Below are 25,268 nucleotides of genomic sequence, written 5' to 3'. Positions count from 1 at the left end.
TATCGATGTACGGCCCTTCGCTATTGACACTTTTATTTGCAATTGTCTTTTTCCAACTTTGCCCTGACGGGCCAATATGGCCTGTTCCTATATTCTTCATTTTTGTGATGGTTATTTTATCGCTATATGAAATTGTAAATCTCAAACGTTAGCTTTATCGTAATTTATCTATAAGGAAATAGTATGTCTACACCAGCACACTTATGGCTTGAAGATGAGAACGGTTCTCCGGTAATCGGTAGCTGCATGATGCCACTTCGCCTGGGGTCTATCGAGTTAAAATCCTTTTCTCACGGTGTCACTATCCCGGTAGATCCAAGCTGGGGAAAACTAACAGGAACGCGAGTCCATCGCCCTATCACGATAGTAAAGGAGTTTGACCAAACAACACCACTTTTGTACCGCGCTGTCTGTGAAGGCCGAACCATGAAGAAAGCCACAATTAAAATGTGCCGTATTCTGGAATCAGGTATTGAGGCCGAGTATTTCAATATCATTCTGGAAAACGTCAAGTTTACAACTGTTGCACCCTACCTGTCTCCTAACGGTATAAGCAGCACACATCTTGAAACGCTCGAATTACGTTATGAAGCGATTACCTGGAAGTATACGGAGGGTAATATTATCTATCGTGATTCATGGAACGATCGTTGTTGTGCATGATGACGAAGGCGGCATTTGCACTGGCTGCAATGCTGCCCCTCTGTTTGGTATATGCAGGAAAACGTTGTATAGTGATAGTCACCTACAAACTCATAACATATAAGGAGGCCAATTATGCTGTACTGTGAAATTTTCAATGTTTCACATACATTTGGTGATCGCACCAGCTCAAGCGTTATCGGTATCGTGCTGCGATAACTTCTGCTTGAGCGAAGACACCAACCCCTGAAATCCCTTCTCTCGGGCTTACTGAGTTATCGTCAGCGATGTTTGACGAGGCATAAACATGCCTGTAACTCTTGGGTAAGCAACAATGAGCACTTTACTCACTGCACAATCTTTACGCGTTGATACGGCGTTTGGCACGCTCTTCGATTCACTCTCCTTTACGCTGAAAAAAGGCGACCGCATCGGCCTGCTGGGCGACAACGGCTGCGGCAAAAGTACGCTTTTAAAGGTGCTGGACGGAACAGATATCCCAGTCGCCGGAACGGTAGCACTGGCCGGGCACTGCCTGATGGCGCGCGTGGAGCAACATCTCCCGGACGCCATTTTCCAGCTGACCATGCTGGATGCCGTACTCGCGCAACTGCCTTTAACTGAGCACGACAGTCTGCGCTGGAAAGCCGAAACGCTGCTGGCGAGCATGGGCTTCACGCCGCAGGATATGACGCTGCAATCCGCCACCCTGAGCGGCGGACAGCACACCCGCCTGCTGCTGGCGCGGGCGTTGATTCACGAGCCGGATCTGCTCCTGCTGGATGAACCCAGCAACCACCTGGATCTGCCGACCATGCTCTGGCTGGAACACTTTTTACAGAACTGGTCAGGCAGCTTCGTGCTGGTTTCGCACGACAGACAACTGCTGGATGCCGTCACAAACGGCAGCTGGATCCTGCGTGATAAGACGCTGCACTACTTTGCCCTTCCCTGTACGGCCGCCCGTAAAGCGCTTGCAGCAAAAGACGAAAGCGATGCGCAGCGCCACAAGGCGGAGCAAAAGGAGATCGACCGCGTGACCGCCAGCGCCAAACGTCTGGCGACCTGGGGTAAGGTTTACGACAACGAAGACCTGGCCCGCAAAGCCAAACAGATGGAAAAACAGGTCGAACGACTCAAAGAGAGCCAGACCGCGCTCACGGCGGGCAGTCCATGGACGCTAACCCTGCGCGGCGACGCGCTGCGGGCGGACCGTCTGCTGGAGATGGAAAACCTCAGCGTCCCGCCTGCGCCCGGGCTACCGCCGCTGTTTAACATCGAAACGGCGCGGCTGAAAAGCGGCGATCGCGTGGCAATTGTCGGTCGTAACGGCTGCGGTAAATCGTCGCTGATGAAGCTTATCTGGCGAAATTTTGTGGATGAACCGACGGACAGCGGACTGAAAATTCATCCGCGCGTCTCGCCGGGCTACTACGACCAGACGCTGCATCAGCTGCCGGATGACGCCACGCTGCTCGACGCGCTGGAACCTTTCGCTCCCGACCCGCAAAACAGGAAGATGGCGCTCATTAGCGCCGGGTTCCCGTGGGCGAGACACGGGCAAAAAGTCAGCACGCTCAGCGGCGGCGAGCGCTCTCGCCTGCTGTTCGTCGGGCTGACGCTTGCCCGATATAGCCTGCTGATGCTGGATGAGCCCACCAACCATCTCGACATGGAAGGCAAAGAGGCACTGGCGGAAACGCTGCAACAGTTCGAAGGCGGCGTGCTGCTGGTCAGCCACGATCGCCAGTTAATTAGCCAAAGCTGTAACCGCTTCTGGCTGATTGAGGACGGCTGGCTGAGCGAGTGGCACGATGCTGAAGCCGTGTTTGAGCGGCTGCGTGAAAGCGTGGGGCTCGGGACATCCGCCGCGACCGTCGTCACCGCTAGGGAGGTTCAACCCTCGCCGTACGACGATCTGCTTGAGCGGCTGATCGCGCTGGAAACGCTGCTTGAAGACGATCTGGCGCGGAAGCCGAAGCATCAAAAGCCGCAGCTGCAGGCGCAATGGCGTAAAGAGATAGAGGAGATAGAAGCCCAGCTGTAAGTCTGCGCCCGGCGAGCGCCTCGCCGGGCCAGCATTTTCCCCCTTAATTATTAGAGGATCGCCGTATTCTTAATCTGAAATCGAATCAAATGATGACATTATGTTGCCGCAGCCTTGCATTACCAGGCTAATGTATTAATCCTTAAGGGGTACTACACCTGCTATGCAGATTCTTATCATGAACAAGGAGATACACATGAAGGCTGCTGTTGTTACTCAGGATCATCAGGTCAATGTCACTGAAAAAACCTTACGCCCGCTTAAGCACGGAGAAGCCCTGCTGAAAATGGAGTGCTGTGGTGTATGCCATACCGACCTCCACGTGAAGAACGGTGATTTTGGCGATAAAACCGGGGTAATCCTGGGCCATGAAGGTATTGGTATCGTGAAAGAAGTCGGCCCTGGCGTGACGTCGCTGAAAGTCGGCGACCGCGCAAGCGTGGCCTGGTTCTTTGAAGGATGCGGTCACTGCGAATACTGTAATACCGGTAACGAAACCCTGTGCCGTGACGTGAAAAACGCCGGTTACTCCGTTGACGGCGGCATGGCGGAAGAGTGCATCGTCACCGCGGATTACGCGGTAAAAGTGCCGGATGGTCTGGATTCGGCGGCGGCCAGCAGCATCACCTGCGCCGGTGTCACCACCTACAAAGCGGTGAAAATCTCCGGTATAAAACCGGGCCAGTGGATCGCGATTTACGGTCTGGGCGGGCTGGGCAACCTCGCGCTGCAGTACGCCAAAAACGTGTTTAATGCCAAAGTCATCGCTCTGGACGTTAACGATGAACAGCTGAAGCTGGCCGCGAGCATGGGTGCGGATTTAACCATCAACTCACGCAGCGAAGATGCCGCTAAGATTGTGCAGGAAAAAACCGGCGGCGCGCATGCCGCAGTCGTCACCGCCGTCGCAAAAGCGGCCTTCAACTCGGCGGTAGATGCCGTGCGTGCCGGTGGCCGCGTGGTCGCCGTTGGCCTGCCGCCGGAAGCGATGAGCCTGGACATTCCGCGTCTGGTGCTGGACGGTATACAGGTGGTGGGTTCGCTGGTTGGCACCCGTCAGGATCTGCAGGAAGCCTTCCAGTTTGCGGCCGAGGGCAAAGTGGTGCCGAAAGTGACGATGCGTCCTATCGAGGACATCAACGCCATCTTTAAAGAGATGGAACAGGGCCAGATCCGTGGCCGTATGGTGATCGACTTACGCTCGTAAACACCTTTTGCCGGGTAGTGGCTACGCCTTACCCGGCTCATTGCTACGACGAACGACGAACTGAAATCCACTCCTGAACCTCAATCTGGAAGGTGTCCGGCGCTTTTCGGTACATTTTACGCGCCAGGTCGAGAATAGTATGACGCGCGAGCTCCTCTTCCATCCGCTGCTGCGCGCTGTCCATGACTGAACGTACTCCGCACGGGCCGTCGCAGACCCAGGCAGGCGGTGCTTCATCAAACACGGCCAGCCGCTGGCGCACTTCACGACATTCGAACATGTTTTTCTCGCCGTCAATGGCATGCGCCACATCCAGCACGCTGATCAGCTCCGCCGGACGCGCCAGCTTAAAGCCCCCGCCCTTGCCTTCCGTACTGATGACCAGCCCGGCACGTGACAGGCGTGTGAAGATTTTGCCGAGGTAGTCATACGGCACGCCCTGCAAGGCAGCCATCTCCCGGACGCTCATCTCACGCTCGTTGCCCTTCGCATCCACCATACACATCAGGCTGTGAATGCCGTATTCCACACCGGAACTGTAAAACGCCATGGTTAACTCCGAATTAGTGTTCGGAGCATTATAACGATTTTTAACTCAGAAAGAAGTTGTCGGAGTTAACTCCGACAAGTATAGTGGCAGTTATGTCAGGCATGAAGCCTGGCGGGAGAAAGGATCGAATATGAAAAAGCAGATTTTAATCGTAGGCAGTGGTTTTGCGGGTATGTGGGCAGCCGTGAGCGCGGCACGTCTCTCTGAGCAGCAGGGTAATAGCAGTCTGGAAATTGCGGTTCTGGCCCCCTTACCCGAACTGCGCGTTCGGCCACGCTTCTATGAGGAGAAGGTGTCAACGCTGGTCGCCCCGTTGACTGACCTGTTTGCCGAGCTTGATATCACATTCATCGCCGGACACGCAGAACAAATTGATACCACGGCGAAAACCGTTTTATACCGGATGTCCAATGGCGCGCATGCTACGGCTTCCTACGATAGGCTGATCCTCGCTACGGGCAGCCAGACCAAACGCCCACCGATTGCCGGCCTGGCTGACTACGCCTTTGACATCGACCAGCTGGAATCCGCACAGGTATTTGAGCGTCACCTTGATTCACTGGCGTTACGTCCCTCCACGCCCGAGCGCAACACCGTGGTAGTCTGCGGAGGCGGCTTTACCGGCATCGAGCTGGCAACGGAGCTACCTGCCCGACTGCGTGCCCGTTTTGGCGACAATACGGAGATTAAAATAGTCGTAGTTGAGAGAGGGCCAGTCATTGGCGGCCGTTATAGCGACGCATTGCGTAAAACGATTGCAGAGGCGAGTGAGGCGCTGGGCGTTGAATGGCGGCTGAAGAGTGAAGTTGAAGCCATTGATGCTCACGGCGTAACGCTGAAAAACGGTGAACGTATTGCTGCTGCGACCGTCGTCTGGACCGCAGGCGTCGAGGCAAATCCCCTCAGCCTGCAGATAGGCGGTGAACGCGATAACCAGGGCCGCCTGGTTGTGACAGAGACGTTGCAGGTCCCCGAATATCCTGACGTCTATGCTACCGGCGATATGGCTCATGCCAAAACAGACGATGCGGGCAACACGGCACTGATGACCTGCCAGCACGCGATCCAGCTAGGGAAATTTGCCGGTCATAACGCTGCCGCCAGCCTGCTGAAAGTTACTCCTTACCCTTATCGTCAGGTGAACTATGTTACCTGTCTGGATTTAGGCGCGTGGGGCGCGGTCTATACCGAGGGCTGGGAACAGGCCGTCAAATCCGTCCGCGACGAGGCGAAGAAGATCAAAATCGCCATCACGAATGAGCTGATCTATCCGCCATTAGCAGACAAAACGGTCGCCTTTGCCGCCGCCGACCCGCTAGCGAAATTCGTTTAGGCCCCCGCCATCGCCCCGCTAACGGGGCGTTTTTATTTTCAGTTTCCGGCAATCCTTATCTTAATTCCTTTGTTCCCTTGTTTTCCCCCGCGCCCGATGATGAATCCGACGCTAACAAGAAGATAACAAAGGAATTCACCATGCAAACCCCATTTCGTCTGCCGCTGCTGACGGCGCTGATTCTGACGACAACTGCAGCCTGGTCCGCCGATGCGCCGGTCAAAGGCGGCACGCTGATTTATCTGGAACAACAGGCGCACACCAACCTCTATCCGCCTGCCGGCGGCTTCTACCCGAACGGCGGCATCCTGAACCAGATCACCGACAAACTGACGTGGCAAAACCCAAAGACGCTGCAGGTCGAACCGTGGGTGGCCGAAAGATGGACCACCAACGCTGATAAAACCGAATACACCTTCAAAATTCGCCCGGGGATCACCTTCTCCGACGGCACGCCGCTGGACGCCAACGCCGTAGCAAAAAACTTTGATACCTACGGTTTGGGCAATAAGGCGCAGCGCCTGCCGGTGTCAGAAGTGATCAATAACTACGATCGCAGCGAAGTGGTCGACCCGCTGACCGTGAAGTTCTACTTCAAAAAACCGTCGCCGGGGTTCCTGCAGGGCACCGCCACGATTGGCTCGGGTCTGGTCTCGCTCAGCACGCTGAAGCGCAACTTTGAAGAGCTGGGAGACGCCCGGCATATCATCGGCTCCGGCCCGTTTGTGGTGAAGGACGAGAAGCTCGGCCGCGAAGTGACGCTCGAAGCCCGTAAGGACTACCAGTGGGGGCCCAAAAGCCTGACGCAACAGGGTCCAGCCAATCTGGATGGCATCAAGTTTATCGTCACCCAGGAAGACAGCGTGCGCGTCGGCGCCCTGCTGGCCGGCCAGGCCGACTTTATTCGCCAGGTGCAGGCGTATGACGAAAAGCAGGCGACAGACCAGGGCTATAAAATCTACGCCGCCCCAACGCGCGGGGTGAACGACAGCATTAGCTTCCGCCCGGATAACCCGCTGGTCTCCGATATTCGCGTGCGCCAGGCGCTGCTGCATGCCACGAATGCAAAGCAGGTGGTCGAGACTCTCTTCTCGGCCAACTATCCGCAGGCGAAGTCGGTGATTGCCGATTCCGCCGCAGGCTTTGTCGATCTCAGCGACAAATTGACCTTTGATCCGGCAAAAGCCAACCAGCTGCTGGACGAGGCGGGCTGGAAAGCGGGCAGCGACGGGATCCGCGCCAAAGACGGCCAGCGGCTGGCGCTGACGGTATATGAATCCCTGCCGCAGCCGCAAAATAAAGAGGTGCTGCAGCTGGTTGCCCAGCAGTGGCGTCAGGTGGGCGTAGTGCTGAACGTAAAAGCCGGGGACGCTGGCAGCCGCACGCTGGATAACCTTGATCCACAGAAAACCCCGTTAACCGTCTCCGAAGTGGGCCGCGCCGATCCGGACGTGGTGAAAAGCATGTTCTACCCGGCTAACCGCGACGCGCTGCTGCAAAAAGGCGGCTCCAGCGACAAGGTCAAAAGCTTCCGTGACGACAAGCTGAATGCGCTGCTGGTAAATATCTCCTCAGAGATCGATCCGCAAAAACGCCTGCAACTGACCGGCGATGCCCAGCGCTACCTGCTGGATAACGCCTACGTCATTCCGATTTTCGAGGAGCCGCAGGTCTTTGCCGGTGCGCCGTGGCTAAAAGGCGTCAATTTTGAAGCGGTTGGCCGCCCGTCGTTCTACGGCGCTTGGATTGAGAAACACTGAGGAGATGACGATGCGCCACGCACTTCTTCAACGTCTTGGTCACGGGCTGCTGGTGCTGTGGGCCGCCTTTACCCTCTCGTTCGTGTTGCTCCAGGTACTGCCTGGCGACGCGGTGCTGATTAAATTTCAGAACCCGGACCTGGGCCTAAGCCCGGCGCAAATCGAGGAGATGCGCGTGGCCTACGGCGCGGACAGCCCGCTGTGGCAGCAATACGGCCACACGCTGCTGGCGATGCTGCGCGGAGATTTCGGCTACTCGTTACAGGCCGGGGTGCCGGTCAGCGAGCTGATTGCCAGCAATCTGCCGGATACCCTGAGCCTCGCCCTGCCCGCGTTTGTACTCGCGGTCCTGCTGGCGTTTGCGCTGGCCTTTGCATCGCGTCTGCCGGGTCTGCGCTGGCTGAGTAATACCCTCCAGTCTCTGCCGGTCCTGTTTATCTCCTTACCCACGTTCTGGCTGGGGATTGCCCTTATCCAGCTCTTTTCTTTCCAGCTGCGGCTGATCCCGGTGATTAACCCGACGCCGCTGCAGGGGTTGATCCTGCCGATCGTCACCGTCGCGATCCCGATCTCCGCCCCGCTGGCACAAATTCTGATGCGCAGCCTGGACCAGGTGGCGATGCAGCCGTTTGTCGCCGTCGCCCGCGCCAAAGGGCTGAGTGAAACCGCCGTCCTGTGGCGCCACGTCACCGGCAACGCGCTGCTGCCGGTACTCAATATTGCCGGGCTACTGCTGGGCGAACTGATTGCCGGAGCGCTGATCACCGAAACCGTATTTGGCCGCAGCGGGCTCGGGCAGCTGACTCAGCAGGCGGTGAACAACCAGGACATCGCCGTGCTTCAGGCGGTGGTGATGATTTCCGCTCTCGGCTTTGTCCTGATCAATCTGCTGGTGGACCTGCTGATGCCGCTGCTGGATCCCCGTCTGCAAACCGTTACCGGAGGTGCATCATGAGCCTGGTCGATTACGCTGCCGCCGCGCGAAAACGCGTTCCCGGCTGGCAGGGCGTCGCGTGGCAGCCGGGACTGTGGCTGGCGTGGGCGGTGATTATTCTCGCGGTTTTTGCTGCCGTAGCCCCAGGCCTGTTAACCCACTACAGCCCGATTGAGGGCATCGCAGGAGCGCAACGTCTGGCACCGCAGGCGGGCCACTGGCTCGGCACCGATCAGCTTGGCCGCGATGTTTACACCCGCATTGTGTATGGTGCGTCCCATTCCCTGAGCGCAGCGCTCGCTGCCGTCACGATGGGTCTGGTGGTGGGCACCGGTCTGGGGGTGATCGCCGGCGCGTTCGCCGGACGCGTCGAATCTTTCCTGATGCGTTTTGTCGACGTGCTGTTGTCCATTCCGTCTCTGCTGCTCTCGCTGACGGTCATTATTCTGCTCGGGTTTGGCACCGTTAACGCCGCCATTGCCGTCGGTGTGGCCTCCATCGCCAGCTTCGCCCGCCTCGCGCGCGGTGAAGTGGTGCGCATCCGCCATACGGATTATGTCGAGGCGGCGTTTGGCAGCGGCGGGACGTTCCTGGCGGTCCTGTGGCGACACATCCTGCCCAACGCCTTAACCGCCGTCCTCGCCTTTGCCACGCTGCAGTTTGGTCAGGCCATTCTGGCCCTCTCCACGCTGAGCTTTCTCGGCTACGGCACCCCGCCGCCTGTTCCGGAATGGGGCTTATTGATTGCCGAAGGCCGTAACTATCTCTCTACCGCCTGGTGGTTAACTACCTTCCCCGGCGTGGTCGTCATCGCCGTCGTGCTTGCCACCAACCGTATCAGCCAGCAGTTCAGCGGAGGCCTGAAATGACCGTACTCTCGGTAGAAAACCTGACCATCAGCTACCGTACTGCGCGCCAGTGGCGCGAGGTGGTGCATAACGTCAGCTTCACCCTCCGTCGGGGGGAAATGCTGGCCTTTGTCGGCGAATCCGGCTCAGGCAAAACAACCACGGCACAGGCGATCATCGGTCTGCTGGCGGATAACGCCCGACGCGATGTCGGGAAAATCGTGCTCAACGGCGAGGAAATTAGCCGGTGGTCAGCGAAGCGTCTCGATACCCTTCGCGGCGCGCGAATCAGCCTGGTTCCGCAGGATCCGGGTAATTCACTCAACCCGGTGAAGACGATCGGCGTACAGGTCGGGGAAATTATTCAGCAGCACCAAAAGGTAACTGCACTCCAGCGCGACGAGCAGGTGCTCGCCCTGCTGACAAAGGTCGGCCTGAGCCACCCCGAACAGCGCATGAAGCAGTATCCGCATCAGCTCTCCGGCGGGATGAAACAGCGCGTGCTGATTGCCATCGCCATCGCCCTGCGCCCGGACGTGATCGTTGCCGATGAGCCCACCAGCGCGCTGGACGTGACGGTGCAAAAACGCATTCTCGATCTGCTGGATATCCTGCGTCGGGAATCGGGTACTGCGGTTCTGTTTGTCACCCACGATCTGGCGCTGGCTGCCCAGCGCGCGGACAGGCTGCTGGTGTTTCGCAACGGCGAGGTTCAGGAGCACGGCGACACCGCCGACATTGTCCGCACGCCGCAGCACGCCTATACCCGTCAGCTACTGAGCGATCTCCAGGGCCAGCGCCTGACCATCGCCCCGGTAGCGGGCCTTCCGCTGGCGTCACCGGCCATTCGCGCCCGCGCCATCAGCAAACGGTTCTCGCTGGGCAAAGGTCATCACCTTCAGGCGCTGGATCGGGTGACGTTTGACGTCAGGCGCGGCAGCACGCATGCGCTGGTCGGTGAATCCGGCTCCGGGAAAACCACCCTCGCCCGTATTTTGCTGGGTTTTGAACAGGCGGACAGCGGACAGGTCATTATTGATGATATTGATGCCACCGACCTCAGCCGCGAGGCCCGACGCCAGCTGCGCCAGAAGATCCAGTTTGTCTACCAGAACCCGTTCGCCTCTCTCGACCCGCGTCAGACGCTGTTCGAGATCGTCGAAGAGCCCCTGAAGAATTTTTCTCGCCTGAGCAAAGCGGAGCGAAAGGTCCGGGTGGAGACCGTGGCGCAGCGGGTTGCCCTGCCCGTCGAACTCCTGAGCCGTACCGCCCGGGAGCTTTCAGGCGGGCAGCGCCAGCGCGTAGCCATTGCCCGGGCGCTGATTCTGGAGCCGACTATTCTGGTGCTGGACGAAGCCACCTCCGCGCTGGACGTCACCGTACAAGCGCAGATTCTGGCACTGCTTCAGCAGCTGCAGCAGCAGCTGGGATTGACCTACCTCTTTATCACGCACGATCTCTCTACCGTTCGCCGGATCGCCCACAGCGTCACGGTGCTGCGCAGCGGTCAGGTGGTCGAACACGGTGACGTCGAGACCTTATTCACGTCGCCACAGAACGACTATACCCGCGAGCTGATTGCCGCCATTCCCCATTTTTCACCCGCTACGGAGGAGTTCGCATGACGCGAAAACGCCTGGGATTTTTCACCCGCCTGCTTGACGACGCCACGCCGAAGGAGCGCTATCGTCTGGCAACCGAACAGATCCGCCACGCCGAACGCCACGGTTTTGACAGCGCCTGGATTGCCCAGCACCACTTCCACGAAAGTGAAGGCGGCCTGCCGTCGCCGCTGCTGTTTCTGGCCCACGTTGCGGCGCATACCGAAACCATCCGCCTGGGCACGGCCATCATTACCCTGCCGATGGAAAACCCGCTGCGCGTGGCGGAAGATGCGGCGGTGCTGGATTTACTCGCCGATGGTCGTCTCGAAGTCGGTTTTGGTTCGGGCGGCACGCCGACCTCTTTCCTGCCGTTTGGACTGACGTTTGAACAGCGCGGCGCGGCTTTTGCTGACCATTTGCATGTTATCCAGAGCGCCTGGCGCGGGGATTCGCTCACCCATCCGGATAATCACCTTTACCCGCCAGCGCCGCAGCTGGCTGAACGGATCTGGATTGCCACCTTTTCCGTCGACGGTGCCGCTCGCGCCGCCCGGGCCGGCCACGGTTTGATGCTCTCCCGCACGCAGCCGCGCCCGGCAGACCAGTTGGATTTGACGCTCGACGCGATCCAGAACCCGATTGTGGATGCCTACCTTGAGGCACTGCCCGCCGGTATCGCACCGCGCATTCTGGCCTCCCGTACGGCGTTCGTCGCCGACAGCGATGACTACGCGCTGAAGGTCGCCACGCCGGGTCTCACCAGGCAGGCCCAGCAGCATCGCGCTGCCGGACACGCGGTTAAAGGTGACACTGTCACAGATTTTCGTCGCCAGTTCGACGCCCATATCGGCTCGCCAGAGACGGTGCTGCATTCGCTGCATGCGGACTCCGTTCTCAGGCGCGCCACGGATATCTCGTTCCAGGTTCATTCGGTCGAGCCCACCCATCGCGACACGCTGCGATCCATCGAACTGATCGCCGAACATATTGCCCCCCACATCCTTTGAGGAGACACCTATGTCATTAAGTCAGGACATTCTCGCCGAGCTGGCAGAAATTAAACCCGGTTCCCCTCTGGCAGAGGCGCGCGCCACGCGGGACGCCGCCACGCGCCACGCACAGGGCAGCTACGAAATCTTATTTACCCAGCAGGATAGTGATTTTGCGCCGAACGAGCGCTTCGCCGTCGCGGCAAAAGTCGCCAGGTGGCACAACGCGGAGGCGCTGGCGGCACACTATGCGGGGTTTGGCCTGGCCGACCCGACCTCAGACCGTCTGACCCCGGCGCTGAATTTCGCGCGTCTGCTGACCTTCTCACCCGTTGAAGCCACGCCGACATCGTTAAAGGCGCTGATCCAGGCGGGTTGGAGCAAGGAAGGCATCGTGACTCTGGCGCAGCTTATCGCCTTTGTCAGCTTCCAGAGCCGACTGATTACCGGGCTGCGACTGCTGAACGACAAACCCGTCGCCAAAAGCGATGCGCCGGTGGCGGCAGGCATCTGGCATACAACCGCAACCACGGTCTCCGGGAAGACGGCTCCCGTCGCGTTCACCCAGCAGGAGCTGGGCTGGGAGCCGTGGATCGACGCCAAACCGCTGGCGGACTTCCGTGATGACGAAGTTGCCGTTCTGGCGAAATTTGGCCATACCGATTCCGAATACTTCCGCCTGCTGGGGCGCAACCTGCCGGTGCTTGAACAGCGCACGCTAACGGATAAAGGAATTTTTTATACACCGGGGGGATTACCGCGCGCCGAGCGCGAGCTGGCCGCAACGGTAGCCAGTAAAATCAACGGCTGCATCTACTGCGCCTCTGTCCATGCGCGTAAAGCCAGCCAGCTGTCAAAGGATGACGCGGCGGTAGAGGCTCTGCTGGCCGTGCGTCCGGGACGATCCCTGAGTGAGGGGCAATCTGCGCGCTGGCAGGCGGAAATTAATTTTGCGGCAGCGCTGTCGGTTACCCCGCCTGCCGCCACGCCGCTGCACCTCGCCGCTCTGGAAAAAGAGGGGCTGGACACCTTAGCCCAGCTGGACCTGGTGCAGTCCGCTGCGTTCTTCGCCTGGGCCAACCGCCTGATGCTGACGCTGGGTGAGCCCTGGCTTGCCTGAATGCAATCAGGCTAGCGCGCGAGCGTTAGCCTGAGCCTGTCTGGCCCGCAGGTAACCGTAGATCAACAGCGCGCTCATGGCCGAGAACGAGAGGAACGCCGCAGGCAGCGTGACGTAGCGCCAGCTAAAGCCGAGGGTAATCATCATCCCACCAAAGTACGCCCCGATCGCGCTGCCGAGATTAAACGCCATCTGCCCTCCGGCCGCCCCCAGCATCTCACCGCCCTTCGCATTTTGCAGAAGCAAAATTTGCAGCGGTGCTGAGAGCGCAAACAGCCCGGCACAGCAGATAAAGCCCATCACCAGCGAGGCCGTTTTCAGTTCGCCCAGGGCGAAAAGCAGCAGCAGCGAGGCGACAATCACCATATCGGTGATGGCCGCAATGCGCAGCGGGCTAAAGCGCCCCGAGAGTTTGCCGCTCAGCAGATTGCCCAACACCATGCCAAGGCCCATCAGCATCATGATGGCCGTCATCATCCCTTCGGAAAAGCCAGAAACGTTGACCATAAACGGCTTAACGAAGCTGAACCACGCGAACACGCCAGCATTGCCAAACATGGTGGCGGCAAAAATCAGCCAGGGTTCCGGCTTCTTCAGGAACTGAAACTGCTCGGACAATTTGATTTCTGATTTGTCATGGATGTCCGGCACCCAGAGCAGAACCGAGAGGATAACCAGCGCGTCGAACGCAGCAATCAAGAAAAAGGTATAGCGCCAGCTGAACTGGTGCCCCAGCCAGGTGCCGAGGGGGACGCCCACCAGGTTGGCCACGGTCATTCCGGCGATCATCCCGGCCACCGCGACCGTCACTTTCCCCGGAGGTGCAATTTTGGAGAGGATAATCGCCCCGACGCCAAAAATGGCCCCGTGCGGAAAACCGGAGATCAAACGCCCCAGCGCCAGCCAGAAATACGACGTAGAAAACGTAAACAGGGCATTTCCGACTGCGCACATGGCAACCAGAAACAGCAGCGTCGTTTTTAACGAGAACTTGCCGGAGAACAGCGCCACAATCGGCGCACCAATCACCACGCCGAAGGCATAAAACGAGATCATATTCCCGGCGGAAGGAATCGAAATGCCGGTGTCATGCGCCAGCTCGGTTAACACCCCCATAATGCCAAATTCAGCCATACCCAGGCCAAATGTGCCAAGCGCCAACGAAAATATTGTCTTTTTCATGCCTCAACCACTGGTTAATCAATTGCGAGGGCATTATTAAATAATCTTGTATGGTGAGCCAGTTCAAATCAGCTGGCTGACACGTTAATCCATTAATTCAGGTGGATTACACTTCATAGTGCGGCCTCGCTTTTTCCACGCTGGACAACCTGAGGATGACAATCATGGGAAGCAAAAAGAAAACCCCTGTCGCTGTTGATGTCGTATCGAATGCCCCCCTTAAGACCAAAGAGTATGAAAAAGAGCTCCGCCGCCTGCACGTCGAACTGGTTAAGCTCCAGCAGTGGGTCGTCGCCAAAGGGTTAAAAGTGTGTATTGTTTTTGAAGGACGCGATGGCGCCGGCAAAGGCGGCACCATTAAAGCGATCACCGAGCGCGTCAGCCCCCGCGTGTTTCGCGTTGTTGCGCTTCCTGCCCCAACGGAGAAAGAGAAAAGCCAACTCTACTTCCAGCGCTATGTGCCTCACCTGCCCTCGGCGGGTGAAATCGTGATATTCGATCGCAGCTGGTATAACCGCGCGGGCGTGGAGCGGGTGATGGGGTTCTGCACGGAGGAACAGGCGGAGAAATTTTTAGACGGCGCGCCGGTTATGGAAAAAGCGATGGTTGATGCCGGGATTATCCTGCTGAAGTACTGGCTGGAGGTAACGCCAAAAGAGCAGGAGCGGCGCCTGCGCGACCGCATCAACGATGGGCGTAAGATCTGGAAGCTGTCGCCGATGGATATTAAATCCTTTAACCTCTGGGACGAATACACCCGCGCGCGCGACGCCATGTTTGAAGCCACCGATACAGCCTGGGCACCGTGGTTTGTCGCCCGTTCTGAAGATAAAAAACGCGTGCGTCTGAATATTATTTCGCATCTGCTTTCGCAGATCCCGTATAAAGAAATTCACGTCGACAAGGTGGATTTACCGAAGCGCAAAATCGGCAAAGTTAAACCCACAAAATACCCGTTCCGGTATGTGGAAGAGCGGTTTTGATATAACTGGAAGGCGGCTCGCAGAATATAGATTACCAGGGGATACAGTATTGTTTTTTGTTGGCGGCGGTTGATAATGACCGCACCAACAAAGGAGATAGTGATGAAACCAAATCGAAGCAAAGACTATGGCAGAAGGGAGAGCGTGCCGAGTGGCGCCTCCCGAAAAGCCCAGACACCAGCGGCGCAAAGAAGACAGCATCAGCAAGATAAAGAGTTCATAAGAGCCATGAATGATTTTACGGCTAAAGCGGGACTATTATCAGACGATCCTTTCTTTGGAGGGATTTAATGTGCTTTCAGTTTGACGTTTACCGTAACCCTTCAGAGAGAACACGGGACTACCAGCCTTATTTTATGATAATTCAACATGACTATTATGATGATTTATCAACAAGACTGATTATTCCATTAAGTTACCACAACTATTTACGTGGCCATGTCAACGCCGCGGCACCGTTAATAAATATTGATTTTCAGAGATATTTTCTTAATACCGCTGGCATAACACACGTGGAGAAAAAGAAACTACATAATAAAAATTTTGTATGCAACCTTCGCTGCGCGAGAAGTACTGTTATCGCAGCGATAGATGCGCTAGTGACGAATACATAACGTAGGCCCGCGCAAGCGCAGCGCCGCCGGGCAGAGCCGACGGCGCAGGTCTTACTTCATCCCTTCCGTACTTTCCTGTTTCGCCTCCAGCCGTTCCACATCACGATACCAGCGCGGGTGATGTTTCTGCGCCCAGCGGCGGCTCACCTTCCCTTCAATCATCCCTTTGATCGACCCTTTAACCCAGAACGCCATATACATATGGATCAGGATGGCATGAATCAGGATAATGGCCGACGTAGCGTGGATCAGCAGCGCGTAACGCACCACCTGGATCGGGAAGTACTGTGCAAAATACGGACGCCAGATCATCACCCCGGTCACCAGCAGCACAAAAATCATGCTCATGATGGTCCAGAACATCATCTTCTGTCCGGCATTGTATTTCCCCACCTTCGCGACTTTATGCTCGTTACCCTTCAGGACTTCGACAATCCCTTTCACCCACGGAATGTCCTGCTTGTCTGGGATGTTGTGGTGGACAAAGCGCACGAACATAAACATCAGCACCAAGAAAATCAGCACGCCGAAGAACGGGTGCAGAATGCGCCCCATCTGCGGCGTACCGAAGGTTTCGGTCAGCCACTGCAGCGTCGGGAAGAAGAACGAAATCCCCGACACCGCCACCAGGAAGAAGCAGATCACCACCGTCCAGTGACAGGCGCGATCGACAAATTTGGTGCGCACTATCATTTTCGACTTACTCATGATGCTCCTCCTCCTCGTCATCCACCTCTTTATTCGGGCCGATACCGATGTAGTGATAAATCAACCCCGCAAAGGTGGCGATAAAGCCCGCCGCAGAGAGCGGTTTAAGCGCCCCTTTCCACAGGTTGATGGAGGTATCGATCGCAGGATCTTTCGGCAGGTTGTGATACAGCTCCGGCTGGTCGTTGTGATGCAGCACATACATCACGTGCGTGCCGCCCACGCCCTGCGGGTTGTAAATGCCCGCCTTGTCGTAGCCGCGCGCTTTCAGCTTCTCCACGCGCTCTTGCGCCACGTCGAGCATCTCTTTTTTGTTGCCGAAGTGGATCGCCCCGGTCGGACAGGTCTTCACGCACGCAGGCTCCTGCCCGACGCTGACGCGGTCCACGCACAGGGTGCATTTGTATACCCGGTTATCCTCTTTATTGAGGCGTGGGATATTAAATGGACAGCCCGCGATGCAGTAGCCGCAGCCGATGCAGTTATCCTGCTGGAAGTCGACGATCCCGTTGGCGTACTGAATTATCGCACCGGCAGACGGACACGCCTTCAGGCAGCCCGGATCTTCACAGTGCATACAGCCGTCCTTGCGGATCAGCCACTCCAGCCTGCCGTTCTGGTCGGTTTCGCTAAAGCGCATCACCGTCCAGGATTTGGCGCTCAGATCCGCCGGGTTATCGTAAACCCCGACGCAGTGCCCCACCTCGTCGCGAATGTCGTTCCACTCTGAGCAGGCCACCTGGCAGGCCTTACAGCCCACGCAGGAGGAGACGTCGATAAGCTTGGCGACCTCTGCCTTATAGTCCCGCGCGCGAGGCGCGGGGGTGATCGGGTTGGTCGCGGAGCGTTTAATAATGTCTTGTGTTTCCATCGCCATTTAATCGCTCCTTACGCTTTCTCGATGTTGACCAGAAACGCTTTGTACTCCGGCGTTTGCGAGTTGGAATCGCCGACGTTTGGCGTCAGGGTGTTGGCGATATAGCCTTTCTGCGCCACCCCTTCAAAGCCCCAGTGCAGCGGAATACCGACAGTTTCCACCTGCTGGCCGTGCACGTTCAGACTTTGCAAACGACGGGTCACCACCGCCACGGCGCGAATAAAGCCGCGCTTGCTGCTCACCTTGACGCGATCGCCGTTGGCAATGCCTTTCGCCTTCGCCAGCGTTTCGCTTATCTCCACAAACTGTTCCGGCTGCGCGATGGCATTAAGCCGCGCGTGCTTGGTCCAGGTGTGGAAATGCTCGGTCAGGCGGTAGGTCGTCCCCACGTACGGGAATTTGTCCTTTTTGCCTAAGCGCAGCACGTCCTCTTCGTAGATGCGCACCACCGGGCTTGAGACCACGTTCGGGTGCAGCGGGTTGGTCCCCAGCGGCGTTTCCATCGGCTCGTAGTGTTCCGGGAACGGCCCTTCTGCCAGCTTGTTGAGGGCGAACAGGCGCCCCAGCCCTTCCGGCTGCATGATGAATGGTCCGGTGTTGCTGCCCGGCGCGGCGGTGTTGTAATCCGGAATGTCGTTCCCCGTCCACTTCGCCCCGTTCCACTGGATCAGCATCCGTTTCGGATCCCACGGCTTGCCGTTCACGTCGGCGGACGCGCGGTTGTACAGCACGCGACGGTTCAGCGGCCACGCCCATGCCCAGCCCAGCGTGTTGCCCAGGCCTGACGGGTCAGCGTTATCGCGGTTCGCCATCTGGTTACCCTGCTCCGTCCAGCTGCCGGTGTAGATCCAGCAGGACGATGCCGTGGTACCGTCGTCACGCAGCAGCGCAAAGCTGTTCAGCAGCTGGCCTTTCTTCGCCACCAGGCTGCCATTGGTGTCGTAGAGATCCGCCAGCGCCACGCCGTTGTTCTCTTTCGCGACTTCCTCAGACTCAGGACGATCCGGCTGCTTGTAGTGCCAGCTCATCTTCAGCAGCGGCTCAGCGCCTTTGCCGCCTTCGGTGCGGTACATTTCGCGCAGACGATGATAAATGCCGGCCAGGATTTCGCCGTCGTTACGCGCTTCGCCCGGTGCGTCCTGCCCTTTCCAGTGCCACTGCAGCCAGCGGCCGGAGTTGGCAATAGAGCCGTCCTCTTCCGCAAAGCAGGTGGACGGCAGGCGGAACACTTCGGTCTGAATCGACGCCGGATCGACATCGTTGGATTCCCCGTGGTTCTGCCAGAAGGTGGAGGTCTCGGTCACCAGCGGATCGATAACCACCATGTACTTCAGCTTGCTCAGGCTGCGCACGACTTTGTTTTTATCCGGGAATGACGCCACCGGGTTAAAGCCCTGGCAGATATAACCGGTGACGTCGCCCTTATCCATCATGTTGAAATACTTAATGACGTCGTAAGCCTGGTCCCACTTGGGCAGCCACTCAAAGCCCCAGTCATTCTCCTTCTGCGCCGCGTCGCCGTAGAAGGATTTCATCAGGCTGACGTAGAACTTCGGATAGTTGCTCCAGTAGTTCACCTGGTCCGGCAGCGTTGCTTTTGGCGTATTAGCTTCAAGATACGCTTGCAGACTGGCCTGCTTTTCCGAGGGCAGCGTCAGGTAGCCCGGCAGGCTGGTGGAGAGCAGGCCGAGATCGGTTAAGCCCTGAATGTTAGAATGTCCGCGAAGGGCGTTCACGCCGCCACCGGCCATCCCCATGTTGCCGAGCAGCAGCTGGATCATCGCCATGGTACGGATGTTCTGCGCGCCCACGGTGTGCTGCGTCCAGCCCAGCGCATACAGGAACGTGGTGGTTCTGTCAGCGGCGCTGGTGGACGCCAGCACCTCGCACACCTTCAGGAAGTCCGCTTTCGGCGTGCCGCAGATGTTCTCCACCACGTCCGGCGTATAGCGGGAAACGTGCTGCTTCAGCAGGTTCCACACGCAGCGCGGATGCGTCAGCGTTTCATCCCGCATCGCATAGCCGTTTTCATCGAACTGATAGTTCCAGGACGTTTTGTCGTACTGGCGTTTTTCAGCGTCATAGCCGCTGAACAGCCCGTCATTGAAGGCAAAATCATCCCGCACCAGCAGGTTCGCGTTGGTGTAATGCTTAACGTAGTCCGCGTTAATTTTGTTGTTTTCGATCAGGTACAGCAGCACGCCGGAGAGGAACGTAATGTCCGTACCGGAGCGGATCGGCGCATAGATATCCGCCACCGATGCCGTACGCGTAAAGCGCGGATCGACGACGATGAGCGTCGCATCGTTGTTGTTTTTCGCTTCCATCGCCCAGCGGAATCCCACCGGATGGGCTTCAGCGGCGTTACCGCCCATCACCACCACGACGTTTGCGTTTTTAATATCAACCCAGTGGTTGGTCATCGCACCGCGACCAAATGTTGGAGCAAGACTTGCTACCGTTGGTCCGTGTCAGACGCGCGCCTGGTTGTCTACCGCCAGCATGCCGAGAGAGCGCACAAATTTTTGCGTCAGCATGCCGGTTTCATTGCTTGCCGCAGATGCACACAGCATCCCGGTAGAGAGCCAGCGGTTGACCGTCACGCCCTGCTCGTTCTTTTCAATAAAGTTGGCGTCACGGTCAGCTTTCATCAGTTTTGCAATACGGGAGAACGCCTCATCCCAGGAGATACGCTGCCATTTGTCGGAGCCCGGCGCGCGGTATTCCGGGTAGCGGAGGCGGTTTTCGCTGTGGACATAGTCCAGCAGTCCCGCCCCTTTCGGGCACAGCGCCCCACGGCTCACCGGATGATCCGGATCCCCTTCAATATGGTAAATCGCTTCTCTGGCGTTTTTCGCGCCATCGCCCAGGCTATACATCAATAGCCCACAACCCACGGAGCAGTATGTGCAGGTGTTACGGATCTCTTTCGCACGCAGCAGCTTATAGTTGCGTGCCTGAGCCAGCGCCATTTTGGGAGCAAATCCCAGCATTGCAGCTGTGGTTCCGGCCATACCGCCCGCGCAGATTTTGAAAAATTGTCTGCGGCTGACGTCCATTGTTGTCCTCGTTATCTGATAAGACTTCGCGCCGCAAACTAACATTAAAGCCCCTGTTTTTTTTGCGTCAAATCAAGGTCACCTGACGTCGCCCCCTTAATAGTCACCGCTGCCGCGTTTGAATACCCCTTAAGGGTTAAACACGTAAGAGAATAATTCGCGACAGGGTCAGAATTAATGCTATACATTTTCCCTTTGATTTTATTAGCGATGAAAACGTAATGGACAGAAAGAGAGCAACGCTCACGGGGCTGGCGGCGATACTGCTATGGAGCACAATGGTGGGCCTGATTCGCAGCGTAAGCGAGGGGCTGGGGCCGGTCGGCGGCGCGGCGATGATTTACACCCTCAGCGGGTTATTGTGCCTGGTAACGGTAGGATTTCCTGATATTAAACGTTTTTCACCCGGGTATCTTATTGCAGGCAGCGTACTGTTTGTCAGTTATGAAATTTGTCTGGCGCTGTCGTTAGGCTATGCCGCCACGCGAGCGCAGGCCATAGAAGTCGGTATGGTTAATTATCTCTGGCCGAGCCTGACGATCGTCTTTGCTATTTTATTCAACGGACAGAAATCAACGCTGTGGGTCGTCCCCGGTTTAGCTATCGCTCTGCTCGGCGTGTGTTGGGTATTAGGAGGTGAGCAAGGATTACACATTGATGAAATAATCCGCAATGTCGTCTCTAATCCCCTTAGCTATACGCTTGCTTTTGCCGGAGCATTTATCTGGGCCGCCTACTGCACCGTAACCGCCAAATTTGCCAAAGGGCAAAACGGTATTACCCTCTTTGTTTTGCTCACTGCGCTGAGCCTGTGGGTGAAATATACCATTAGCGATCAGCCAGAAATGGTGTTCAGCTTTCCGGTTATCGTGAAGCTCGTTATGTGCGGCATTGCGCTTGGGTTTGGCTATGCGGCATGGAATATTGGCATTCTGCACGGTAACGTCACGGTGCTGGCTGCCGTATCCTATTTTACTCCCGTGCTCTCCGCCGCGCTTGCAGCCGTGCTGCTAAGCTCACCCCTCTCTTTTTCGTTCTGGCAGGGCGCGCTGATGGTCTGCGCCGGGTCATTGCTCTGCTGGTACGCTACACGAAAATAGGGTTCAGATTTATGTCGGGTTCGATTAAATCCGGCATAAAAATTAACATAAATTTAATATGTGATCACATCGTAATATATTAATCAGAACATTAGTGCATTTGTTGATGTTCTGTTTATATTAGCTTCTTTCGCCAATTCCCCCGACATCAAATTGACATAACCTGACACCGCTGCGTAACTACTTCCCTGCGAATATTACCGCTATTAATAACACGAAATGCAATAATATTCGCCATCATGGTTGCCAAAAAAATAAACTCATTCTGATTAAATAATCGCCATAACATTTTATTCAGCCGTCATTAACCCGATCTCGATCACACTAAATGAAATTATTACTCATATTTTGAAACTTATTATTGAAAGACAACTACAAGATTTTTAAAAATAGCACGCCGTTGACGAACAGCCTCGTTTAGAAATCGTTCGCGATGGTTCAGGAAATACTGAAAAAAATTATAAGGAATATTTAAGATGAAACTTAAATTAGTTGCAGTGGCAGTCACTTCCATGTTGGCAGCAGGCGTTGTAAACGCAGCTGAGATTTATAACAAAGACGGTAACAAGCTGGATCTGTACGGTAAAGTGACAGGTCTGCACTATTTCTCTGATGACGCAGGCGCAGACGGTGATAAAACCTACATGCGTATCGGCTTCAAGGGTGAAACCCAGGTTAACGACCAGCTGTCCGGTTACGGCCAGTGGGAATACCAGATTCAGGGTAACAAGGACGAAGGCGACAACCAGTCCTGGACCCGTGTGGCCTTCGCAGGTCTGAAGTTCGCTGAAGCCGGTTCATTCGATTACGGTCGTAACTACGGCGTGATTTACGACGTGACCTCCTGGACCGACGTTCTGCCAGAATTCGGCGGTGACACCTACGGTGCCGACAACTTCCTGCAGTCTCGTGCAAACGGCGTGGCAACTTACCGTAACCAGGACTTCTTCGGTCTGGTTGACGGCCTGAACTTTGCCCTGCAGTACCAGGGTAAAAATGGCAGCGTAAGCGGTGAAAACACTAACGGCCGCAGCCTGCTGAACCAGAACGGCGACGGCTACGGCGCGTCTCTGACTTACGATCTGGGTGAAGGCTTCAGCGTCGGTGGTGCAATGTCCTCTTCCCGTCGTACCGCTGACCAGAATGCAGCTGGCGTATACGGTGAAGGCGACCGCGCTGAAGTGTACAGCGGCGGCGTGAAGTACGACGCGAACAACGTTTACCTCGCGGCGCAGTACTCTCAGACCTATAACGCAACCCGTTTCGGCACCTCTAACGGTAACCGCAGCGACATCTACGGCTTTGCAAACAAGGCGCAAAACTTCGAAGTTGTGGCTCAGTATCAGTTCGACTTTGGCCTGCGTCCATCCATCGCCTACCTGCAGTCTAAAGGTAAAGACATCGAGAACTTCGGCGACCAGGATCTGGTTAAATACATTGATGTCGGCACCACCTACTATTTTAACAAAAACATGTCCACCTACGTGGATTACAAAATCAACCTGCTGGACGACAATCAGTTCACTCGCCAGGCAGGTATCGGTACCGACAACATCGTTGCGCTGGGTCTGACCTACCAGTTCTAAAATCTTGTCTGTCCAAAAGCCAGCGTAACACGCTGGCTTTTTTTATCTTCCGCTTTTACCCGACAGACAACTCCCCGCCTGCCGCCCGACGCAGCCAGGTTTGCAGCAGCTTGCCGTCTTCGGTCATCTCTGAATCTGAGCGCACGCAGAGGTAATAATCGCGCCCGTCATCAATCGGTAAGTCAAATATCTTGACCAGCTCGCCGCTCTCAAGATATGGCGCAATCAGCGGCTCCCGCATGAGCGCACATCCCAGCCCTGCCTGAACGCCCGCCAGCGTCAACAGCCCGTCTTCAAACAGCGGGCCGCTGCGCCGGAGTGGACGTTTTACCCCCTGCAACAAAAACCACTGCGTCCAGCTCGTACGCTCTTCATCGTGCAGCAGCGGCATTTGCAGCAGCTGTTCAGGCGTGTCGATATGGCCATGTACGCGCAAAAACGCGCGGCTGCACACCGGCACCATCTGGCCGGAAATCAGCTTTTCACTCTGATACCCCGCCCACTGCCCGTTACCAAAACGAATCGACATATCCGACGCGTCGCTCAGATAGTTACGGTGATTGGCATACACCACGTTGATCTCGGTTTGGGGATTGGCGCGCATGAACGCAGGCAAGCGCGGGATAAACCACCCCATACCAAAAAGCGGAATCAGGCTGATGGTGACCTGACGCGTTTGCGCCTGCTCCGCCAGGTGCTCCGTCGCCTGGCGCAACACGTTAAAGGCCGCACGGATCGAGCGGTAATATTCCCGCCCGTGCTGGCTCAGCACCAGCCTGCGTCCCTGACGTTCCGTGAGCGGCATTTGCAGGTATCCTTCGAGCACCTTGAGCTGATGGCTGACGGCCGACGGAGAGATATCCAGCTCCTGCGCGGCCAGCGTGACGCTCCCCAGCCTGGCGATGGCCTCGAATGCACGTACGGCCCGAAGCGGCGGATCGTTTGCCAGGCGGCTCTCTGCAAACGCCGTCAGGCTCACCAATTGTTCTGTTTTATTCATATGTTGATTTCTTTAGGCTTTTTACCCAAAAGCAGGCATTAACTATTTTTATTTAAATCATAAACATAAAACAATATTTATTTATCATAAGAAATAATAGATGCGTATTTTACAATTTAATTCATTTATTGGATGGTAGCCGCAGAACGAGCACTTTGCGGGAACAGACGTTGGATACACTCATACAACAACTGATCAACGGTGTGATGCTGGGAAGCATCTACGCGCTGATCGCGCTGGGCTATACCATGGTGTATGGCATTTTGCGCATTATTAACTTTGCCCACGGCGATATTCTGATGGTCGGCGCGCTCACCACGCTCTCCGCCATTAACGCCCTGAATACCACCTTCCCGCATATGCCGCTGCTGTTGCAGCTCGGCGTTGCCCTGATGATTGCCATGGCCGTGTGCGCCCTACTGGCCATGGCCGTGGAGCGCTTTGCCTACCGTCGACTGCGCAACGCTCCGCGCCTGGCGCCGCTGATCTCGGGTATCGGCGTCTCCGTCCTGCTGCAAACCGTGGCGATGATTATCTGGACGCGCAACCCGCTGATGTTTCCGCAGATCTTGCCCATGGATCCGATTACCGTGACGTCAGGAAGTGAAATGCACCCTCCCGCCATCGTGACCGTTACCGGTATTGTCACCGTGGCGCTGGCGCTGGCGGTGATGACCGGGCTTTGGCTGCTGGTGGAATACACCCGCCTGGGGCGCGGCATGCGCGCCGTGGCGGAAAACCCGCGCGTGGCCACGCTGATGGGGGTTAACCCAAACGCCATTATCACCCTGACGTTTGCCATTGGCGGGGCGTTTGCCGCGCTGGCAGGCGTAATGATGGCCAGCAACTACGGTAACGCCAGCTTCTCGATGGGCTTTTTACCCGGGATCAAGGCCTTTACCGCCGCCGTGCTGGGGGGCATTGGCAACATTCGGGGTGCCATGATTGGCGGCATCCTGCTCGGCATTATCGAAGCGCTGGGCGCAGGCTACCTGGGTGAACTGACCCACGGTGTATTTGGCAGCAACTATCAGGATGTCTTTGCCTTTATGGTGCTGATCCTGGTGCTGGTCTTCCGTCCGGCTGGCCTGCTGGGCGAGCGCGTAGCGCACAGGGCGTAAGGAA

22 protein-coding genes are annotated in these 25,268 nt (G+C 56.7%); 16 read left to right on the top strand and 6 right to left on the bottom strand.

The genetic code is table 11. The features are described 5' to 3' along the window. The first annotated feature begins 183 nt into the window (after nt 1–183). The 3 genes from IM295_RS16535 (at nt 184) to adhP (ending at nt 3,896) form a co-directional block, all read left to right on the top strand. Complete coding sequence (locus IM295_RS16535; protein ID WP_193066978.1) at nt 184–663, top strand: type VI secretion system tube protein TssD; 480 nt, start codon at nt 184–186, stop codon at nt 661–663. A gap of 313 nt (nt 664–976) precedes the next feature. Next, the gene (locus IM295_RS16530) at nt 977–2,689 is read left to right on the top strand and encodes an ABC-F family ATP-binding cassette domain-containing protein (protein ID WP_193066977.1); all 1,713 of its coding nucleotides are present in this window, start codon (nt 977–979) and stop codon (nt 2,687–2,689) included. Between the two features lie 196 nt (nt 2,690–2,885). After that, the gene (gene adhP, locus IM295_RS16525) at nt 2,886–3,896 is read left to right on the top strand and encodes an alcohol dehydrogenase AdhP (RefSeq protein ID WP_041909867.1); all 1,011 of its coding nucleotides are present in this window, start codon (nt 2,886–2,888) and stop codon (nt 3,894–3,896) included. Nucleotides 3,897–3,939: 43 nt separating this feature from the next. Here the strand turns inward: adhP and IM295_RS16520 are convergent, their stop codons facing one another. Beyond that, a complete protein-coding gene (locus tag IM295_RS16520; RefSeq protein WP_028013240.1) occupies nt 3,940–4,446 on the bottom strand; it encodes an Rrf2 family transcriptional regulator in 507 nt (168 codons plus the stop codon). A gap of 130 nt (nt 4,447–4,576) precedes the next feature. Here IM295_RS16520 and IM295_RS16515 point away from each other — a divergent pair, with 130 nt between their 5' ends. The 7 genes from IM295_RS16515 (at nt 4,577) to IM295_RS16485 (ending at nt 13,034) form a co-directional block, all read left to right on the top strand. Next, entirely contained in the window at nt 4,577–5,779 is a 1,203-nt protein-coding gene (locus tag IM295_RS16515; RefSeq protein ID WP_193066976.1) for an NAD(P)/FAD-dependent oxidoreductase, read from the top strand. 140 nt (nt 5,780–5,919) lie between these two features. Then, nucleotides 5,920–7,539, top strand: a complete 1,620-nt coding sequence (locus tag IM295_RS16510; RefSeq protein WP_193066975.1) for a TIGR04028 family ABC transporter substrate-binding protein — start codon at nt 5,920–5,922, stop codon at nt 7,537–7,539. 10 nt (nt 7,540–7,549) lie between these two features. Continuing rightward, entirely contained in the window at nt 7,550–8,494 is a 945-nt protein-coding gene (locus IM295_RS16505) for an ABC transporter permease (protein ID WP_126325953.1), read from the top strand. After that, complete coding sequence (locus IM295_RS16500) at nt 8,491–9,342, top strand: ABC transporter permease (protein ID WP_023344202.1); 852 nt, start codon at nt 8,491–8,493, stop codon at nt 9,340–9,342. Before IM295_RS16505 ends, IM295_RS16500 begins: the two co-directional genes overlap by 4 nt. Then, a complete protein-coding gene (locus tag IM295_RS16495; protein WP_193066974.1) occupies nt 9,339–10,946 on the top strand; it encodes an ABC transporter ATP-binding protein in 1,608 nt (535 codons plus the stop codon). Before IM295_RS16500 ends, IM295_RS16495 begins: the two co-directional genes overlap by 4 nt. Continuing rightward, nucleotides 10,943–11,932 carry a putative FMN-dependent luciferase-like monooxygenase gene (locus tag IM295_RS16490; protein WP_028013246.1) on the top strand — a complete coding sequence of 330 codons (990 nt, stop codon included), beginning with the start codon at nt 10,943–10,945 and terminating at the stop codon, nt 11,930–11,932. Before IM295_RS16495 ends, IM295_RS16490 begins: the two co-directional genes overlap by 4 nt. Nucleotides 11,933–11,942: 10 nt before the next feature. After that, nucleotides 11,943–13,034: an alkylhydroperoxidase domain protein gene (locus tag IM295_RS16485; RefSeq protein WP_028013247.1), complete on the top strand. Its 1,092-nt coding sequence runs from the start codon at nt 11,943–11,945 to the stop codon at nt 13,032–13,034. A 6-nt stretch (nt 13,035–13,040) separates the two neighbouring features. On the opposite strand, the gene araJ is transcribed toward IM295_RS16485, so the two are convergent. After that, the gene (gene araJ, locus IM295_RS16480; protein ID WP_059357596.1) at nt 13,041–14,216 is read right to left on the bottom strand and encodes an MFS transporter AraJ; all 1,176 of its coding nucleotides are present in this window, start codon (nt 14,214–14,216) and stop codon (nt 13,041–13,043) included. A gap of 164 nt (nt 14,217–14,380) precedes the next feature. Between araJ and ppk2 the strand changes: the two genes are divergently transcribed. The 3 genes from ppk2 to IM295_RS16465 all read left to right on the top strand — a co-directional run bounded on the left by ppk2 (nt 14,381) and on the right by IM295_RS16465 (nt 15,813). Further along, entirely contained in the window at nt 14,381–15,199 is an 819-nt protein-coding gene (gene ppk2, locus IM295_RS16475) for a polyphosphate kinase 2 (protein WP_023327546.1), read from the top strand. A 102-nt stretch (nt 15,200–15,301) separates the two neighbouring features. Beyond that, the gene (locus IM295_RS16470) at nt 15,302–15,490 is read left to right on the top strand and encodes a hypothetical protein (RefSeq protein ID WP_048960001.1); all 189 of its coding nucleotides are present in this window, start codon (nt 15,302–15,304) and stop codon (nt 15,488–15,490) included. Continuing rightward, complete coding sequence (locus IM295_RS16465) at nt 15,490–15,813, top strand: CcdB family protein (RefSeq protein ID WP_072252039.1); 324 nt, start codon at nt 15,490–15,492, stop codon at nt 15,811–15,813. Before IM295_RS16470 ends, IM295_RS16465 begins: the two co-directional genes overlap by 1 nt. 51 nt (nt 15,814–15,864) lie before the next feature. Here the strand turns inward: IM295_RS16465 and fdnI are convergent, their stop codons facing one another. The 3 genes from fdnI to fdnG are packed head-to-tail and all read right to left on the bottom strand — an operon-like array spanning nt 15,865 to nt 20,457. Beyond that, complete coding sequence (gene fdnI / locus IM295_RS16460) at nt 15,865–16,521, bottom strand: formate dehydrogenase-N subunit gamma (RefSeq protein WP_193066973.1); 657 nt, start codon at nt 16,519–16,521, stop codon at nt 15,865–15,867. Next, the gene (gene fdxH, locus IM295_RS16455) at nt 16,514–17,398 is read right to left on the bottom strand and encodes a formate dehydrogenase subunit beta (protein ID WP_059357598.1); all 885 of its coding nucleotides are present in this window, start codon (nt 17,396–17,398) and stop codon (nt 16,514–16,516) included. Before fdxH ends, fdnI begins: the two co-directional genes overlap by 8 nt. Nucleotides 17,399–17,409: 11 nt before the next feature. Beyond that, a complete protein-coding gene (gene fdnG / locus IM295_RS16450; RefSeq protein ID WP_193066972.1) occupies nt 17,410–20,457 on the bottom strand; it encodes a formate dehydrogenase-N subunit alpha in 3,048 nt (1,015 codons plus the stop codon). A 221-nt stretch (nt 20,458–20,678) separates the two neighbouring features. Between fdnG and yddG the strand changes: the two genes are divergently transcribed. After that, nucleotides 20,679–21,557, top strand: a complete 879-nt coding sequence (gene yddG, locus IM295_RS16445) for an aromatic amino acid DMT transporter YddG (protein WP_028013255.1) — start codon at nt 20,679–20,681, stop codon at nt 21,555–21,557. Between the two features lie 476 nt (nt 21,558–22,033). Next, nucleotides 22,034–23,143, top strand: a complete 1,110-nt coding sequence (locus IM295_RS16440) for a porin OmpC (protein ID WP_028013256.1) — start codon at nt 22,034–22,036, stop codon at nt 23,141–23,143. Between the two features lie 55 nt (nt 23,144–23,198). Here IM295_RS16440 and IM295_RS16435 read toward each other — a convergent pair whose 3' ends face one another. Next, nucleotides 23,199–24,143 carry a LysR substrate-binding domain-containing protein gene (locus IM295_RS16435; protein ID WP_047368617.1) on the bottom strand — a complete coding sequence of 315 codons (945 nt, stop codon included), beginning with the start codon at nt 24,141–24,143 and terminating at the stop codon, nt 23,199–23,201. A gap of 170 nt (nt 24,144–24,313) precedes the next feature. Between IM295_RS16435 and IM295_RS16430 the strand changes: the two genes are divergently transcribed. Further along, nucleotides 24,314–25,264 carry a branched-chain amino acid ABC transporter permease gene (locus tag IM295_RS16430; protein ID WP_047368618.1) on the top strand — a complete coding sequence of 317 codons (951 nt, stop codon included), beginning with the start codon at nt 24,314–24,316 and terminating at the stop codon, nt 25,262–25,264. Nucleotides 25,265–25,268 lie beyond the last annotated feature (4 nt).

The sequence above is a fragment of the Enterobacter cloacae complex sp. P14RS genome, from assembly GCF_014895895.1.
GTDB classification, from domain to species: Bacteria; Pseudomonadota; Gammaproteobacteria; order Enterobacterales; family Enterobacteriaceae; genus Enterobacter; species Enterobacter bugandensis.
The sequence above is the reverse complement of the archived record's forward strand: the minus strand, read 5'-3'. Positions and strand labels throughout refer to the sequence as shown.